Genomic DNA, 13,605 nt, shown 5'->3' with positions numbered 1-13,605 from the left:
TTTTCTTGACCTATTCAAGAAAAGGCGATTGAGTAGCGGACGTGGAGTTCGAGCAGATGTTGCGCGGCGCCGACCTGCGGGTGACGCGCCCGCGGGTGGCCACCCTGGCGGCCGTCCACGCGCACCCGCACGCCGACACCGACACGATCCTCGGCGCCGTCCGCACCGAGATCCCCGACGTCTCGCACCAGGCCGTCTACGACGTCCTGCGGGCGCTGACGCTGACCGGACTGATCCGCAAGATCCAGCCGAGCGGGTCGCTCGCACGGTACGAGTCGCGCACCGGTGACAACCACCACCACGTGGTGTGCCGTGCCTGCGGCGCGATCGGCGACGTGGACTGCGCGACCGGCCACACCCCTTGTCTCACCGCTTCGGACGATCACGGCTTCGTGATCGATGAGGCCGAGGTCATCTATTGGGGCATCTGCCCCGACTGCACACCGTAAGAAAACACACTCAGAGATTCCGAGGAGATCCATGTCTGAGCACGACGACGCCGTACTCGCCGACGTCAACGAGGGCAGCGCGGGCAAGTGCCCCGTCATGCACGGCGGCCTGACCCACCCCACCCAGGGTGCGCCGAACCACCAGTGGTGGCCGAACAAGCTCAACCTCAAGGTCCTGGCCAAGAACCCCACCGTGGCCAACCCGACCGCCGACCTGAACTACAAGGAGGCCTTCCTCGGCCTCGACCTGGCCGCGGTCAAGGCGGACATCGCCGCCACCCTGACCGACTCCAAGGACTTCTGGCCGGCCGACTTCGGTCACTACGGCCCGCTCTTCATCCGGATGGCCTGGCACTCGGCCGGCACCTACCGCGTCCAGGACGGTCGCGGTGGTGGCGGCACCGGTCAGCAGCGCTTCGCGCCGACCAACTCGTGGCCGGACAACGGCAACCTGGACAAGGCTCGCCGCGTGCTGTGGCCGGTCAAGAAGAAGTACGGCAAGGCGCTCTCCTGGGGTGACCTGATGATCCTGGCCGGCAACGTCGGGCTCGAGGACATGGGCTTCGACACCTTCGGCTTCGGTGGCGGACGCCCCGACGTCTGGGAAGCCGACGACGACATCTACTGGGGCCCCGAGACCGAGTGGCTCGACGAGAAGCGTTATACCGGTGAGCGCGACCTCGAGGACCCGCTCGCCGCGGTCCAGATGGGTCTGATCTACGTCAACCCCGAAGGTCCGAACGCCAACCCCGACCCGCTGGCCTCCGCGGTCGACATCAAGGACACCTTCAAGCGGATGGGCATGGACTCCGAAGAGACCGTCGCCCTGATCGCCGGTGGCCACACGTTCGGCAAGACCCACGGTGCCGGCGACGCCGAGCTCGTCGGTCCGGAGCCCGAGGCCGCCCCGATCGAGGAGCAGGGCTTCGGCTGGAAGTCCGCGCATGCCTCGGGTAAGGGCATCGACGCGATCACGTCGGGCCTGGAGGTCACCTGGACCTACCACCCGACCCGCTGGGACAACGAGTTCTTCCACATCCTGTTCGCCTACGAGTGGGAGCTCTTCCACTCCCCGGCCGGTGCCCAGCAGTGGCGTCCGGTCAACAACGGTGGCGCCGACCTCGTCCCCGAGTCGTTCGGTGACAGCAAGCGCGAGCCGCGCATGCTGACCTCCGACCTGGCGCTGCGTGAGGACCCGGAGTTCCGCGAGATCTCGCTCCGGTTCAAGGAGGACCAGGCCGCGTTCGCCGACGCGTTCGCCCGTGCCTGGTTCAAGCTGACCCACCGCGACATGGGTCCGGTCTCGCGCTACCTCGGCGCCGAGGTTCCCACCGAGGAGCTGATCTGGCAGGACCCGATCGCCGAGGGCACCGCCCTGGGTGAGCCCCAGGTCCTCGCGATCAAGGCCGCCGTCGCCGACTCCGGTCTCTCGATCGGGCAGCTCGTCTCGACCGCCTGGGCCTCGGCCTCGACGTTCCGCAGCTCCGACAAGCGTGGTGGCGCCAACGGTGCCCGCATCGCCCTGGAGCCGCAGAAGTCGTGGGCGATCAACCAGCCCGCCGAGCTCGCCACCGTGCTCGAGGTGCTGCGTCCGATCGCGGCGGCCAACAACGCCTCGCTGGCCGACGTGATCGTGCTCGCCGGCAACGTGGGTGTGGAGCAGGCTGCGGCCGCCGCCGGTGTCCCGGTCACGGTCACCACCTCCACCGGTCGCGGTGACGCCACCCAGGAGCAGACCGACGTCGAGTCGTTCGGCTACCTCGAGCCCAAGGCCGACGGGTTCCGCAACTACCTGGCCAAGTCGAGCAAGTACCCGGCCGAGTTCACCCTGGTGGACCGCGCCAACCTGCTCGGCGTCTCCGCCCCGGAGCTCACCGTGCTCATCGGTGGTCTGCGCACCCTGGGCACCAACTGGGACGGCTCGGACCTGGGTGTCTTCACGTCCACCCCGGGAGTCCTGGACAACGCCTGGTTCGTCAACCTGCTCGACTACGACCAGACCTGGACCGCCGTCGACGAGACCGAGACGGTCTTCCGCAGCACGGCGGGCTGGACCGGTTCGCGCAACGACATCGTGTTCGGCTCGAACTCGGAGCTGCGTGCGCTGGCCGAGGTCTACGCCAGCGACGACGCTCGGGAGAAGTTCGTGCACGACTTCGTCGCCGCGTGGGCGAAGGTCATGGACGCCGATCGGTTCGACCTGCGCTGATCGGCGCCGCGCTGAACGTTCAGCGCTGGTGAAGGGCGGACCGGGGCAACCCGGTCCGCCCTTTCGCCAACAGTTAACGTGAGCCCATGCCGTCGCTCGCCGAGGTCGCCGACCTGCTGCACACCTGGTTCCCGCTCGAGACGGCCGAGCCGTGGGACGCCGTCGGCCTGATCTCCGGCGCCCCCGAGGACGAGGTCGGCAAGGTCATGTTCGCCGTCGACCCCGCGCCCGGCGTGGCCGAGGAGGCCGTCGGCTGGGGCGCCGACCTGCTCGTCGTCCACCACCCGCTCTTCCTCAAGGGCGTGCACTCGGTGGCCGCCACCACCCCCAAGGGCCGCACGCTGACCACGCTGGCCCGCGGCGGCTGCGCGCTGCTCGCCGCCCACACCAACGCCGACCGCGCCCCCGACGGCGTCTCCGCGGCGATGGCCGACGCCTTCGGCCTCACCGACGTCGTGCCGCTCGTTCCTGATGCGGTCGTCGCGGACCGGGGGATCGGCCGGATCGGCTCGATCACCCCGCAGACCCTGCGCGACTTCGCGACCGTCGTGGCCGGAGTCCTGCCCGAGACCGCGCACGGGGTGCGCGTCGCGGGCGACCCCGACCGCCTGATCACGAGGGTCGCGCTGTGCGGCGGCGCCGGGGACTTCGCCCTCGACCAGGTGGCCGACACCGACGTCGACGTCTACGTCACCTCCGACCTGCGCCACCACCCGGCGGGTGAGTTCCTCGAGAAGGACGGCCCCGCGCTGATCGACGTCGCGCACTGGGCGGCGGAATCGCTGTGGCTGCAGGCGACGGCGACCAAGCTGGCCGCGGCCTTCGGCACTAAGGTGGAGACTCGGGTCAGCACGCTCGTGACCGACCCGTGGACCTTCCGCATCTGACCTAGGAGTCTCGTGAAGAGCGACCCCTTCGCCCAACTCAAGCTGCTCGACATCGCCGAGCTCGATGGGCGCGTGCTCAAGTTGCGGCACGCCAAGGCGAGCCTGCCCGAGTCGGCCGAGATCAACGCCCTGCTCGCCCAGCGCACCGGCATCGAGAACCAGGCCCGTGACGCCCGGATCGCGGTGGAGGACCTCACCGCCACCCAGGCCAAGGCCGAGGCCGACGTCGAGATCGTCCGCGCGCGACGCAAGCGGGACCAGGACCGGATGGACTCCGGCGCCATCTCCAACCCCAAGGACCTCGAGGCGATGACGCACGAGCTCGCCAACCTCGACCGCCGGATCGGCGTCCTCGAGGACGAGGAGCTCGAGGTGATGGAGCAGCTCGAGGCCGCCCAGCGGATGCTGGCCGAGCACACCGCGATGCTCGAGGGGTTCGACAACACCGTCGAGGCGCTGGTCGCCCGCCGGGACGAGAAGGCCACCGCGATCGACGCCGACGTCCAGGCCGTCCTCGACGAGCGTCCCGCCGCGACCGAGGGCGTCCCCGACGACCTGCTCGCGCTCTACGCCAAGATCAGCGAGACCCGTGGCGTCGGCGCCGGCGAGCTGCGTGCCCGCCAGTGCGGCGGCTGTGGGATGACGCTCGACGCCGCCGAGCTCGCCCGGATCAAGGCGCTGCCGAGCAACGAGGTCGTCCGGTGCGAGGAGTGCGGTCGGATCATGGTCCGGACCGCGGAATCGGGGCTGTGACCACCCGATGACGACGCTGGTCCTGGTGCGCCACGGCGTCACCTCGCTGACCCAGGAGAAGCGCTTCTCGGGCGGACTCGCCTCGACCAACCCGCCCCTCGCGCCCGAGGGCCGGGAGCAGGTCACGATGACCGCCCGCTGGATGCGACCGCTGATCCACGACGCCGTCGCGGTCGTCGCCTCCCCGGTCCGCCGCACCCACGAGACCGGTGAGATCCTCGCCGCCGAGCTGGGCCTGCCGCTCGAGTTCGAGGCGGGGTTCGCCGAGATGGAGTTCGGCCACTGGGACGGGCTCACGTTCGCGGAGGTCAACGAACGCCATCCGGACGAGCTTGCCGCCTGGCTGGGCGACCTCGACGCGGCGCCGTCCGAGGGGGAGTCCTTCCGCCAGGTCGAGGAACGCGTGCTGGCCGGCCTGGAACGGTTGCGGACGACGTACGTCGGCGCGACGGTGGTCGTGGCCAGTCACGTCACCCCGATCAAGACCATCGTCGCGACCGCGCTGGGCGCTCCGCTGGAGGCGGTGTTCCGGATGGAGCTCGCGCCGGCTGCGGTCTGCGTGGTCGCCTTCGACGACGAGGTCGCCCCCGGGGACACCGGCTGGGTGCGGCTGCTCAACGGGCTGCCGCCCGAGCGCGCCGGCACCGAGTCCGGACGCTGGTAGCTCGCCGGCCGGTCAGAGCTCGGTGACGATCACGTCGAGGTTGGTGCCGGCCTTGCCGGGCGCGCTCACCTCGACGCTCCAGCCCAGGTCGCGCAGCGCGTCGGCCAGCTTCGCGGGGCTCGACGGGTTGGCGCCGTCCTCGAGGAGGGCGCGCACGATCCGGCCCTTGGTGGCCTTGTTGAAGTGGCTGACCACGCTGCGCTTGCCGTTGACCTCGTGCAGGACGCGCACGGTGGCGGTCTTCGCCGCCACCGCGGTCGGCTTCCAGAACGCGGCGTAGGTGCCCGACCGCAGGTCGACGAGCAGCCCGGTGCCGAGGGTGTCCAGCACCGCCGGCTCCAGGTGGGTGCGCCAGTGCGCCTGGATCCCGCCGGAACCGGGGAGCCCCGGCAGCATCGTGTCGCCGCTGAGTCGGTAGGCCGGGATCCGGTCGGCGGGGGAGACGAGCCCGAAGAGGGACGACGCGACCCGCACCCGCGACGTACCGCGTCGCTTGGCGGCGGCGGAGAGGGACTCCCAGTCCAGGGCGTCGTAGAGGACGCCGGTGTAGATCGCCGCCGCGCGGGCGGTCGGCGCGTTGAGCAGGTCCGCGTTGCGCTTGACCAGCTCCGGTTGGGTCTTGGGGATCCCCAGCACGGTCATCGCCCGCTCCGGCTCGGCTCCGCAGAACGCGACCAGGGCGTCCAGGACCTGCTGCCGTGCCGGGGTCAGCTCCGGGGCGGCCAACGTCGACAGGTCCAGCGGGGTGCCACGACGAGGGGCGGTCTTGCCCTCGCTGGGCGGGAGGAGAATCAGCACGGGCATATCGTGCCAGGCTGGTGCCATGGGACACGGGCATGGGCACGGCCACGCGGTCGGGCAGGGCGACGGTCAGGGTGCCGACCGTCGGTTGCTGATCGCCGCCCTGGCGGTGCTGGGCACCTTCATGGTCGGCGAGGTCATCGTCGCCTGGATCACCGGCTCGCTGGTGCTGCTCTCCGACGCCGGGCACATGCTCTCCGACGCTGCGGCCATCGTGGTGGCGCTGGTCGCGATGGGGCTCGCAGCCCGTCCGGCGGCCGGCTCGTGGACCTTCGGCTGGAAACGGGCCGAGATCCTCGCCGCCCTCGCCAACGCCGTCACGCTGCTGGTCTTCAGCGCGATCATCACCGCCGAGGCGATCCGTCGCCTCGTCACCTCCCCGCCGACCGTCGACGCCGGTCCGGTGCTGGTGGTCGCCGTCATCGGGGTCGGGGTGAACCTGGTCGCCACCTGGCTGCTGGCCCGCGCGAACCGCACCAGCCTCAACATCGAAGGCGCCTACCAGCACCTGCTGACCGACCTCTACGGATTCATCGGGACCGCGGCCGCAGCGGTGGTCATCCTCCTCACCGGGTGGTCCGCGGCCGACGCGGTGGCCTCGCTGGTCGTGGCCGCCCTGATGCTCCGCGCGGGCTGGAGCCTGCTCCGGGCCTCGGTCCGGGTGCTGATGGAAGCGGTCCCCGGCCACCTCTCGGTCGAGGAGATCCGGGAGCACCTGCTGGAGGTGGACCACGTGATCGAGGTCCACGAGCTGCACGTCTGGGAGGTCAGCGCCGACCTGCCGACGCTGTCGGCCCACCTGGTGGTCGAGGAGTCCTGCTTCAACGACGGCCACGCGCCGGCGATCCTCGACCAGGTCCAGACGTGCCTGGGCGAGCACTTCGATCTCACGCACTCGACGTTCCAGATCGAACCGCCCACCCATGCCGAGCACGAGGACGCCGTCCACTGAGGTCGACCTCAGGCAGTCCACCTCAGGCAGGGATGGTGAACCAGAAGCAGGCGCCGCCGCCGTACTCCTCGAGGGCGTCGGTGACGCCGATCCGGCCGCCGTGCGCCTCGACGGCTCCGCGGACCGTGGCCAGGCCGATCCCGGAGCCTTCCGCGGTCTCGTCCTCGCGGGCGTAGAGGCCGAAGACCACCGCGCGCCGGTCCAGGGGGATCCCGTCGCCGTTGTCGCTGACGCTGATCCGCCACCCGTCGGGGTCGGGCTGGGCCGTGATGCTGACGATCGGTGCTCGGTCGGTCGGCACGAACTTGAGGGCGTTGGCGACCAGGTTGAGCAGCACGCTGTAGAGCTGCTCCTGGTCACCGCGGACCGCGGGCAGCGGGTCGGCGTGCACGGTGGCGTTGCGGGCCCGGATCCGCGGCTCCAGGTCGGCTTCGACGGTGGCGAAGAGCTCACCCAGGTCGATGTCGACGACCTTCAGCTCGGCGCCGAGCTTGGTGTAGGCCAGGATCCGGGAGATCAGGGCGTTCATCCGCTCCGCCGCCCGCACGGTGGCGTCGACGAGGGGGCGCAGCTCGTCGCTCTCCTCGATCATGGGGGACTCGGCGAGCAGGTCGGTGTTGGCCAGGATCGCCGTCAAGGGGGAGCGCAGGTCGTGGGTGACCTGGCCGGCGAATCGGCTCAGTCGTTCGTTCGAGCGCTTGAGGTCGTCCTGGGAGCGGGTGAGCTCCTCGAAGGAGGCCTCGAGCTGCTGCCGGCCGAGCTCGAGCTCGAGCAGGTCCATCACACGGTCGGCGAGGATCTCGAGCAGCCGGTACTGCGACGGCTCCAGCCGGTGCGGCTCGTCGTCGAAGACGCAGATCCGGCCGATCGGCACGCCGTCCGGAGTGATGAGCTGCGCCGAGGCGTAGAACCGGACGCTCGCCTCCGTCCCGTCGACGAAGGGGTGGCTGGCGAAGACCGGGTCCTGGCTCGCATCCGGGATCACCACGACCTCGGGGCGATCGAGCACCAGGACGCACATCGACTCGTCGTGGCCGCAGACCTTCGGGTCGATCCCGGCGGTGACGAGGGAGTACTGCGTGGTGGAGGTGATGAAGTTGATCGCAGCGTTCTGCAGGCCGCAGGTCAGGGCTGCGAGGTCGACGATCGCCTGGAGCTCGCGCAGGTCGGTGCGCTCAAGGACGTGGTAGGCCGCAATCGCCTCGTCCGCCGCAGTACTCGACACTGTCACCTCTCTATCTTGGCCGATGTTAGCTCCGCCCGGTGCGTCCTTCGAACATGTCCAGGATCGACTGCACCGAGCGGTAGGTGTCCGTGCTGTAGACACCGATCCTGCGCTCGGTGTCCAGCGCCTCGCGCATCGCGTCCAGGTAGCGCTGCTGGATCACCATGGTCTGCTCCATCGCACCGGGGGCGGCTTCACGTGCCTTGCGCTGCCCTGACACCAGCCGAGGGAGCACCTGCTCCTTCAGCGTGGCGACGACCGCCGGGTCGAGGCGATCGCCGTCGATCCGCTGCTCGTCGAGCGGGCCGAGGGCCTCGATCGCCTCGGCCCCGATCTTCGACATCAGGTCGGTGACGGCATCGCGTCGGTCCGCTTCGTCGGTCGTGGGGAGGTCCATCACCTGGATCACGGCCGGCAGGGTGAGGCCGAAGACGATCAGGGTCACCAGAGCGACCAGGTAGGCGGCGAGGACGACCGTGTCCCGGTGCGGGGTGCCGAGGGGGATGGTCTGCACGGCCGCCACCGTGACAACGCCGCGCATGCCCGCCCACGCGATCACGACCAGGCCCTTGGCGGTGATCGGCTCGCGCAGCTCGAAGTCGAGGTCGGCGCGTCCTTGGGCGAGGCGGCGACGCGCCATCTCGACCCGGTCCGGTCCGCGCCCGTTGCCGGAGTCGATCGTGTCGATCTTGCCCTCGAAGTCGTCGAGCCGCAGGCGCATCTCGGCGGCGCGGGCCTCCCGGTCCTGCCGCCCGCCGATCCACGGCCAGATCATGGCCGCGGAGCGGAGCAGGACCAGGAGCCCGGTCACCACGGCGACCAGGCCGATGATCTCGCCGGCGGTGGTCTCGTTCCGCGCCTCGTCGAGCAGGTCGAGGAGCTGGTAGCCCATCACCAGGAACAGCGCGCTCTCGAGGATGAAGTTGATCGTGGTCCAGGTGGTGCTCTGGGTCTGCCGGTCGCGTGCGCTGAAGCGTCGTGGTCCCATCGAACCCGTCACCAGGCCCGCGACCACCACCGCGAGCACGCCGGAGGCCTCGACCGACTCGGTCGGGGCGAAGGCGAAGAACGGCACCGCGAACGAGATCGTCGTGTTGAGCACCGGGTCGTCGAGCTTCTGCCGCAGGAGGACGCTCGCCGCTCCGACGAGACCGCCGATCAGGACCGCTCCGACGACCGCCCAGACGAAGTCGAGGCTGGTGTGGAGCAGGCTGAAGTCTCCCGAGGTGACGGCGATCGCGGCGATCGCGGTGCGCAGCAGGACCAGCGCGGAGGCGTCGTTGACCAGGCTCTCGCCCTCGAGGATCGCCATCAGCCGGGGTGGCAGACCGACCCGGTGGCCGATCGCCGTCGCAGCCACCGCGTCGGTCGGGCTGACCACGGCGCCGAGGGCGATCGCCAGCGGCAGGCTGATCGCGGGGAACAGCCAGTGCACGACGAAGCCGATCGCGAGTGAGGAGACGATCACCACCACGCCGGCGAGCCAGACGATCATGCCGAAGTTGCGTCGGAAGTCGATCACGGGGAGCTGGACGGCCGAGGAGTAGAGCAGGGGCGGCAGGACCCCGGCCAGCACCCACTCGGGCTCGACGTGGATGTGCGGGGCCGACGGCAGGTAGCTGGCCGCGATACCGAGCACGACGAGCAGGAGCGGCGTCGCGACGCCGGTCCGTCGGGCGAAGACCGAGGCGGTGATCATGATGCCGAGCGCGGCTGCCACGACGAGTAGGACCTGATGCTCCACGGGAAGGAACCTACCCAGCCGGGCGTGGCGGGCGCACCGGTTGATCCGGCCACGCAGGCCGAGCGAAGATGATCAGATGCACCGTCCCGAGCGTCTCCGCGCGATCGTTCGGTCCGTCGACCGTGGCCCTCGGACGATCGCCGAGCTGTCCGAGCTCACCGGTGTCTCCTCGATCAGCCTGCGCCGTGACCTCGCCGAGCTGGCCGACCAGGGGCTGCTCCGCCGCGTGCGTGGAGGCGCCGAGCCGATGCCCCGGCGCGGGGAGGAGTACCCGTTCGAGCTCCGCGTCGGCGAAGGAGCCGAGCAGAAGGCGGCCCTGGCCCGAGCCGTGACAGCCCTGATCGAACCGGGCGCGAGCGTCGTGATCGACAACGGGACGACCGCCCTGGCCGTCGCCGCTGAGCTGGCCGGGGCTGGCGTGACCGCGTTGGCGCTCTCCTTGCGGGCCGCGGCGGCGCTGGCGGCTCGCCCGGGGAACGAGGTGATCGTCCCCGGTGGCACGGTCAGTCACGACGACCTCGCCTTCACCGGGGCCGGGGCGGCGGAGAGCGTGCGAGCCATGCGGTTCGACGTGGCGGTGCTCGGCGCCTGCGCGGCCGACCCGGCCGAGGGGCTGACGGTCGCCAGCTTCGGTGACGCGCACGTGAAGCGGGCGATGATCGAGGCGTCGCGGCGGGTCATCCTGGTGGCGACGGCGGAGAAGTTCGAGCGGACCGCCGCCCATCGGGTGGCTGATCTCGCCGCTCTGGACCTGGTCGTGACCACCGACGACGTCCCCGCGCCGATCCTCTACGAGCTCCGGACCGCCGGGGTCGAGGTGATGATCGTTCCGTCGCCGACTGATCATCACGTCTGATCACTTCGCTGCCTACGGTGGTGGCGTGTCGTCCTCCACCCTTGCTCCGTCGAACGCCTCTGTCGGTCGGGCGCGTCTCGGCGTCTCGATCATGTTCTTCACCAACGGCGTGCTGCTCACCTCGTTGCTGCCTCGCTACCCCGAGTTCAAGGCTGCGTTCGGCCTGAGCAACAGCGAGCTGGGGCTGCTGGTGATCGCCTTCCCGATCGGGGCGCTCGTGGCGGCCGCCTTCGCCGGCCGGGTCATCCGCCGCTTCGGCACGATCGGCACCAACGGCTTCGGGTCGGTCGGGCTCGCCGCTGCCCTGGCACTGGCCGGCGCCAGCTACGCCCTCGATCACGGGGCGGTGTACTTCTTCCTCGCCCTGATGCTGGCCGGCGCGCTCGACGCCGTGGTGGATGCCGCGCAGAACGTCCAAGGCGTCCTGGTCGAGGAGTGGCAGGGACGCTCGGCGATCAACTCCTTCCACGCGCTGTGGTCGGTGGGGGCCGCGACCGGTGGCGGAATCGGGGCGCTCGCCGTCGCGCTGGACGTCGAGCCCGGTGTGCAGATGCTGGTCAACGGAGCGGCCTGGGCCGTGGTCGCGCTGGTCGCCTGCCGCCTCGCTCGCGTCCCCGATGACGTCCGCCGCCGGTTGGCAGCACCCTCGCCAGCGGCCGGTGCTCCGGCCAGCGAGGGAACGGCGCGGCCGTCGTGGACGACGTGGAAGCTGCTCGCCCCGCTGGTCCTGCTTGCGATCTGCGGCACGCTGGTCGAGGACATCGCGAACAACTGGGCGGTGCTCTACCTCGGCGACGTCGCGGACGCGCCGACCGCGGTGGCCGGACTCGGGCTCACCGTCGCCCTGGGTGCCCAGTTCGTCGGACGTCTCCTCGGTGACCCGATGACCGATCGTTGGGGTCGCGGTCCCGTGGCCCGGACCGGAGGCTTCCTGATCGCGCTCGGCGCCATGGGCATCGCCCTGGCACCCGCCTATCCGGTCGCGTTGCTCGGCTTCGCCGTCGCGGGCTTCGGCTGCGCGACCCTGGTGCCCGCTGCCTTCGCCGCCGCTGGACGGGTCCCCGGGCTGCCCGAGGGCACCGGCATCGCCGTCCTTGGCTGGCTGATGCGGATCGGTTTCCTCGTGACCTCACCACTCGTCGGCAAGGTGGGGGACCTGACGAGCCTGCGCTGGGCGATGCTGATCCCCGTCGCGGCCGGGCTCGTCGCCGCCTGGGTGGCGCAGACGCGGGTCACGGGCTCGCGGACGGACACGTGACGAACTGAAGCCGGCAGTGCTCGTCGGGCGGGACGGACGAGGCGACGTACAGGTGCAGCTTTCCGTCGACGATGGTGGCGACGGCTGAGGTCGTTGGCAGCCCGACCACCTCGTGCACGGTGACCCGTTCGGGGGGAACCTCTTCTCCGGACTCATCGCCACAGCCCAGGGTCTCCGTGCTGCCGAGGACGCTGCCGAGCGGGATGTCGTGGGTAGTCGGAGACACTTCGCGATACGGCTGGTCGTCGAACGCCAACGGGGGCGGGCACGCCATCCGATAGTTCGCGTCGCCGCCGCCGCCGTCGTCGCCGTTCGTGCAGGCGGCCGCCGCCAAGGTCATGGCCGCGATGACGACCGACCCGATCATGCGTGCGGCACGGGGCATCGCGACATCCCTCACGCGGACTGATGCGCGATCAGAGGAACGGCCTCTGCGTGCCGGACGCCGGCCAGCATGGTTCCAGCCAGGAGGACGAGCGCGTAGCCGGCGAGCACCACGGCACAGGCCACCAGCGACGTCAGGATCTCCGTCGGTTGGATCGGACCGTCGTCCGGGTAGATGCGGAACGTGACCGGGAACAGACTGAACCCGGCCAGGAACAGCGCCACCACGCAGGCGGTGCCACGAGCGACCCAGCGGGCGACCCGAAAGCTGACGACCATGACCTCGAACCACGCCATCGGCAGCGTCATCCCGAGGGTCCAGAGCGCGAGGACCACCACCGTGCCGGGGTCGACCGGGTCTGCGGTGCCAGTCGGCGCGATGCCGTACCTCGTGGTCGCGGGAAGGAGGAGGACGAGGAAGGCCACCACCGCCGCGATCCCGTGGGTCAGCCACGGCAGCCGTTGCCGCAGCTGGCGCCGCGTCGGAGCCTCGGCCCCACGTCGACGTCGGAACAGGACGAGACTCACCCCGAGGGTGACCGCCACCAGCTCCAGGAGAAGCAGCGCCAACCCGCGGGAGCCTGCGCCGAGAAGCGCGTAGGCCGCGACGCCGCCGACGACCACGATGCACAGCGGGATCGCGATGCGCGCGGCGCGGGACATGGCGGCAGTCTGCCCCCGTTCGGCCGAGCCCGCCAGCACCAGCATCAGCTCACGAAGCCCTGAGGGAACGACCTGCGGCCGGCGTGCGTTGAAGTAGCGCCACGTCAGCAACCGAAAGGCCGGCCGATGACCACCACGACCACCCTTCCCACCGTTCAGGAGCAGGCCGAGCGCCTGATCGAACTCGGTCTGGCCGAGCGTGCTGGGATCGCCCCGGAGACGCTGAGGCAGATCGTCGGCGAGCCGGGTGACCTGCTGGTCATCCAGGCGGACCGACTCCCGCCCAGCGTCATGACGGGGTTCCTCAGCCGCCAGGGAAAGCCAGGATTCGTCGTCGAGGACATGACGGACGTCGACTCATTCACGCCCATCCCGGAGACGACCGTCCCGGGCAGCGACGTCTACCTGGTCAGCGGCCTGGAGCGCGGCGACGAGATGAGCAACTGGACTCCCGACGAGGCCCTGCCCTCGATCCTCGGTGCTGAGCGCACCCCGTTGACGCTCGCCGAAGGGATGCACTGGCTCATCCAGCAGCCCGAGGTGCTCGAGCGCAACCGGTGCTTCATGACGATCGCCTCGCGCCTGCGCAAGCCCAACGGCAGGCTCGACGCCCGGACGCCTGCGCTCTGGATCAGCAACGGCACCGGCCGTGACGGCGCCGTGCGGAAGGACGCGCCCAAGGTCGGCTGGTGCTGGGCGGGCAACCGGCACACCTGGCTCGGCTTCGCCTCGGCCTCAGGACGTCGCGCCCTAGGGTGAC

Annotated in this window: 14 protein-coding genes; 9 read left to right on the top strand and 5 right to left on the bottom strand. The window is 70.6% G+C overall.

The genetic code is table 11. The annotated features are described in order from the left end of the window. Positions 1-56 precede the first annotated feature (56 nt). The 5 genes from ACZ5J1_RS09475 to ACZ5J1_RS09455 all read left to right on the top strand — a co-directional run bounded on the left by ACZ5J1_RS09475 (position 57) and on the right by ACZ5J1_RS09455 (position 4,962). Positions 57-449: a Fur family transcriptional regulator gene (locus ACZ5J1_RS09475; RefSeq protein WP_464564757.1), complete on the top strand. Its 393-nt coding sequence runs from the start codon at positions 57-59 to the stop codon at positions 447-449. 31 nt (positions 450-480) lie between these two features. Beyond that, positions 481-2,658, top strand: coding sequence for a catalase/peroxidase HPI (gene katG / locus ACZ5J1_RS09470; RefSeq protein WP_464558100.1), 2,178 nt, complete (start codon positions 481-483; stop codon positions 2,656-2,658). A gap of 86 nt (positions 2,659-2,744) precedes the next feature. Then, positions 2,745-3,545: a Nif3-like dinuclear metal center hexameric protein gene (locus ACZ5J1_RS09465; RefSeq protein WP_464558098.1), complete on the top strand. Its 801-nt coding sequence runs from the start codon at positions 2,745-2,747 to the stop codon at positions 3,543-3,545. Positions 3,546-3,557: 12 nt separating this feature from the next. After that, a complete protein-coding gene (locus ACZ5J1_RS09460) occupies positions 3,558-4,298 on the top strand; it encodes a zinc ribbon domain-containing protein (RefSeq protein ID WP_464558096.1) in 741 nt (246 codons plus the stop codon). Between the two features lie 7 nt (positions 4,299-4,305). Next, positions 4,306-4,962: a histidine phosphatase family protein gene (locus tag ACZ5J1_RS09455; protein ID WP_464558094.1), complete on the top strand. Its 657-nt coding sequence runs from the start codon at positions 4,306-4,308 to the stop codon at positions 4,960-4,962. A gap of 12 nt (positions 4,963-4,974) precedes the next feature. Here the strand turns inward: ACZ5J1_RS09455 and yaaA are convergent, their stop codons facing one another. Beyond that, on the bottom strand, positions 4,975-5,766 hold the full coding sequence (yaaA, locus tag ACZ5J1_RS09450) for a peroxide stress protein YaaA (protein WP_464558092.1): 792 nt from the start codon (positions 5,764-5,766) through the stop codon (positions 4,975-4,977). A 121-nt stretch (positions 5,767-5,887) separates the two neighbouring features. On the opposite strand from yaaA, the gene ACZ5J1_RS09445 reads away from it, so the two are divergent. Next, a complete protein-coding gene (locus tag ACZ5J1_RS09445) occupies positions 5,888-6,715 on the top strand; it encodes a cation diffusion facilitator family transporter (protein WP_464564755.1) in 828 nt (275 codons plus the stop codon). 22 nt (positions 6,716-6,737) lie between these two features. Here ACZ5J1_RS09445 and ACZ5J1_RS09440 read toward each other — a convergent pair whose 3' ends face one another. Both ACZ5J1_RS09440 and ACZ5J1_RS09435 read right to left on the bottom strand, forming a co-directional pair. Next, the gene (locus ACZ5J1_RS09440) at positions 6,738-7,940 is read right to left on the bottom strand and encodes a sensor histidine kinase (protein ID WP_464558090.1); all 1,203 of its coding nucleotides are present in this window, start codon (positions 7,938-7,940) and stop codon (positions 6,738-6,740) included. A gap of 25 nt (positions 7,941-7,965) precedes the next feature. Continuing rightward, positions 7,966-9,684: a cation:proton antiporter gene (locus ACZ5J1_RS09435; protein ID WP_464558088.1), complete on the bottom strand. Its 1,719-nt coding sequence runs from the start codon at positions 9,682-9,684 to the stop codon at positions 7,966-7,968. Positions 9,685-9,760: 76 nt separating this feature from the next. Between ACZ5J1_RS09435 and ACZ5J1_RS09430 the strand changes: the two genes are divergently transcribed. Together ACZ5J1_RS09430 and ACZ5J1_RS09425 are read left to right on the top strand one after the other, a co-directional pair. Beyond that, positions 9,761-10,540, top strand: coding sequence for a DeoR/GlpR family DNA-binding transcription regulator (locus ACZ5J1_RS09430; protein ID WP_464558086.1), 780 nt, complete (start codon positions 9,761-9,763; stop codon positions 10,538-10,540). A 25-nt stretch (positions 10,541-10,565) separates the two neighbouring features. Next, positions 10,566-11,798, top strand: a complete 1,233-nt coding sequence (locus tag ACZ5J1_RS09425) for an MFS transporter (RefSeq protein WP_464558084.1) — start codon at positions 10,566-10,568, stop codon at positions 11,796-11,798. On the opposite strand, the gene ACZ5J1_RS09420 is transcribed toward ACZ5J1_RS09425, so the two are convergent. Together ACZ5J1_RS09420 and ACZ5J1_RS09415 are read right to left on the bottom strand one after the other, a co-directional pair. Beyond that, positions 11,773-12,183, bottom strand: coding sequence for a hypothetical protein (locus ACZ5J1_RS09420; protein ID WP_464558082.1), 411 nt, complete (start codon positions 12,181-12,183; stop codon positions 11,773-11,775). The genes ACZ5J1_RS09425 and ACZ5J1_RS09420 overlap by 26 nt on opposite strands. Before the next feature lie 11 nt (positions 12,184-12,194). Further along, positions 12,195-12,845, bottom strand: coding sequence for a hypothetical protein (locus ACZ5J1_RS09415; RefSeq protein WP_464558080.1), 651 nt, complete (start codon positions 12,843-12,845; stop codon positions 12,195-12,197). A 126-nt stretch (positions 12,846-12,971) separates the two neighbouring features. On the opposite strand from ACZ5J1_RS09415, the gene ACZ5J1_RS09410 reads away from it, so the two are divergent. After that, the gene (locus ACZ5J1_RS09410; protein WP_464564661.1) at positions 12,972-13,604 is read left to right on the top strand and encodes a DUF5701 family protein; all 633 of its coding nucleotides are present in this window, start codon (positions 12,972-12,974) and stop codon (positions 13,602-13,604) included. Position 13,605: the final 1 nt, after the last annotated feature.

This window comes from Nocardioides sp. JCM 18999 (assembly GCF_055391175.1).
The sequence above is the reverse complement of the archived record's forward strand: the minus strand, read 5'-3'. Positions and strand labels throughout refer to the sequence as shown.

Coding starts and splice junctions, on each gene's coding strand:
- ACZ5J1_RS09420 (WP_464558082.1), bottom strand. CDS start 12,183: ATGCCCCGTGCCGCACGCATGATCGGGTCGGTCGTCATCGCGGCCATG.
- ACZ5J1_RS09475 (WP_464564757.1), top strand. CDS start 57: ATGTTGCGCGGCGCCGACCTGCGGGTGACGCGCCCGCGGGTGGCCACC.
- yaaA (WP_464558092.1), bottom strand. CDS start 5,766: ATGCCCGTGCTGATTCTCCTCCCGCCCAGCGAGGGCAAGACCGCCCCT.
- ACZ5J1_RS09455 (WP_464558094.1), top strand. CDS start 4,306: ATGACGACGCTGGTCCTGGTGCGCCACGGCGTCACCTCGCTGACCCAG.
- ACZ5J1_RS09445 (WP_464564755.1), top strand. CDS start 5,888: ATGGTCGGCGAGGTCATCGTCGCCTGGATCACCGGCTCGCTGGTGCTG.
- ACZ5J1_RS09465 (WP_464558098.1), top strand. CDS start 2,745: ATGCCGTCGCTCGCCGAGGTCGCCGACCTGCTGCACACCTGGTTCCCG.
- katG (WP_464558100.1), top strand. CDS start 481: ATGTCTGAGCACGACGACGCCGTACTCGCCGACGTCAACGAGGGCAGC.
- ACZ5J1_RS09410 (WP_464564661.1), top strand. CDS start 12,972: ATGACCACCACGACCACCCTTCCCACCGTTCAGGAGCAGGCCGAGCGC.
- ACZ5J1_RS09430 (WP_464558086.1), top strand. CDS start 9,761: ATGCACCGTCCCGAGCGTCTCCGCGCGATCGTTCGGTCCGTCGACCGT.
- ACZ5J1_RS09415 (WP_464558080.1), bottom strand. CDS start 12,845: ATGTCCCGCGCCGCGCGCATCGCGATCCCGCTGTGCATCGTGGTCGTC.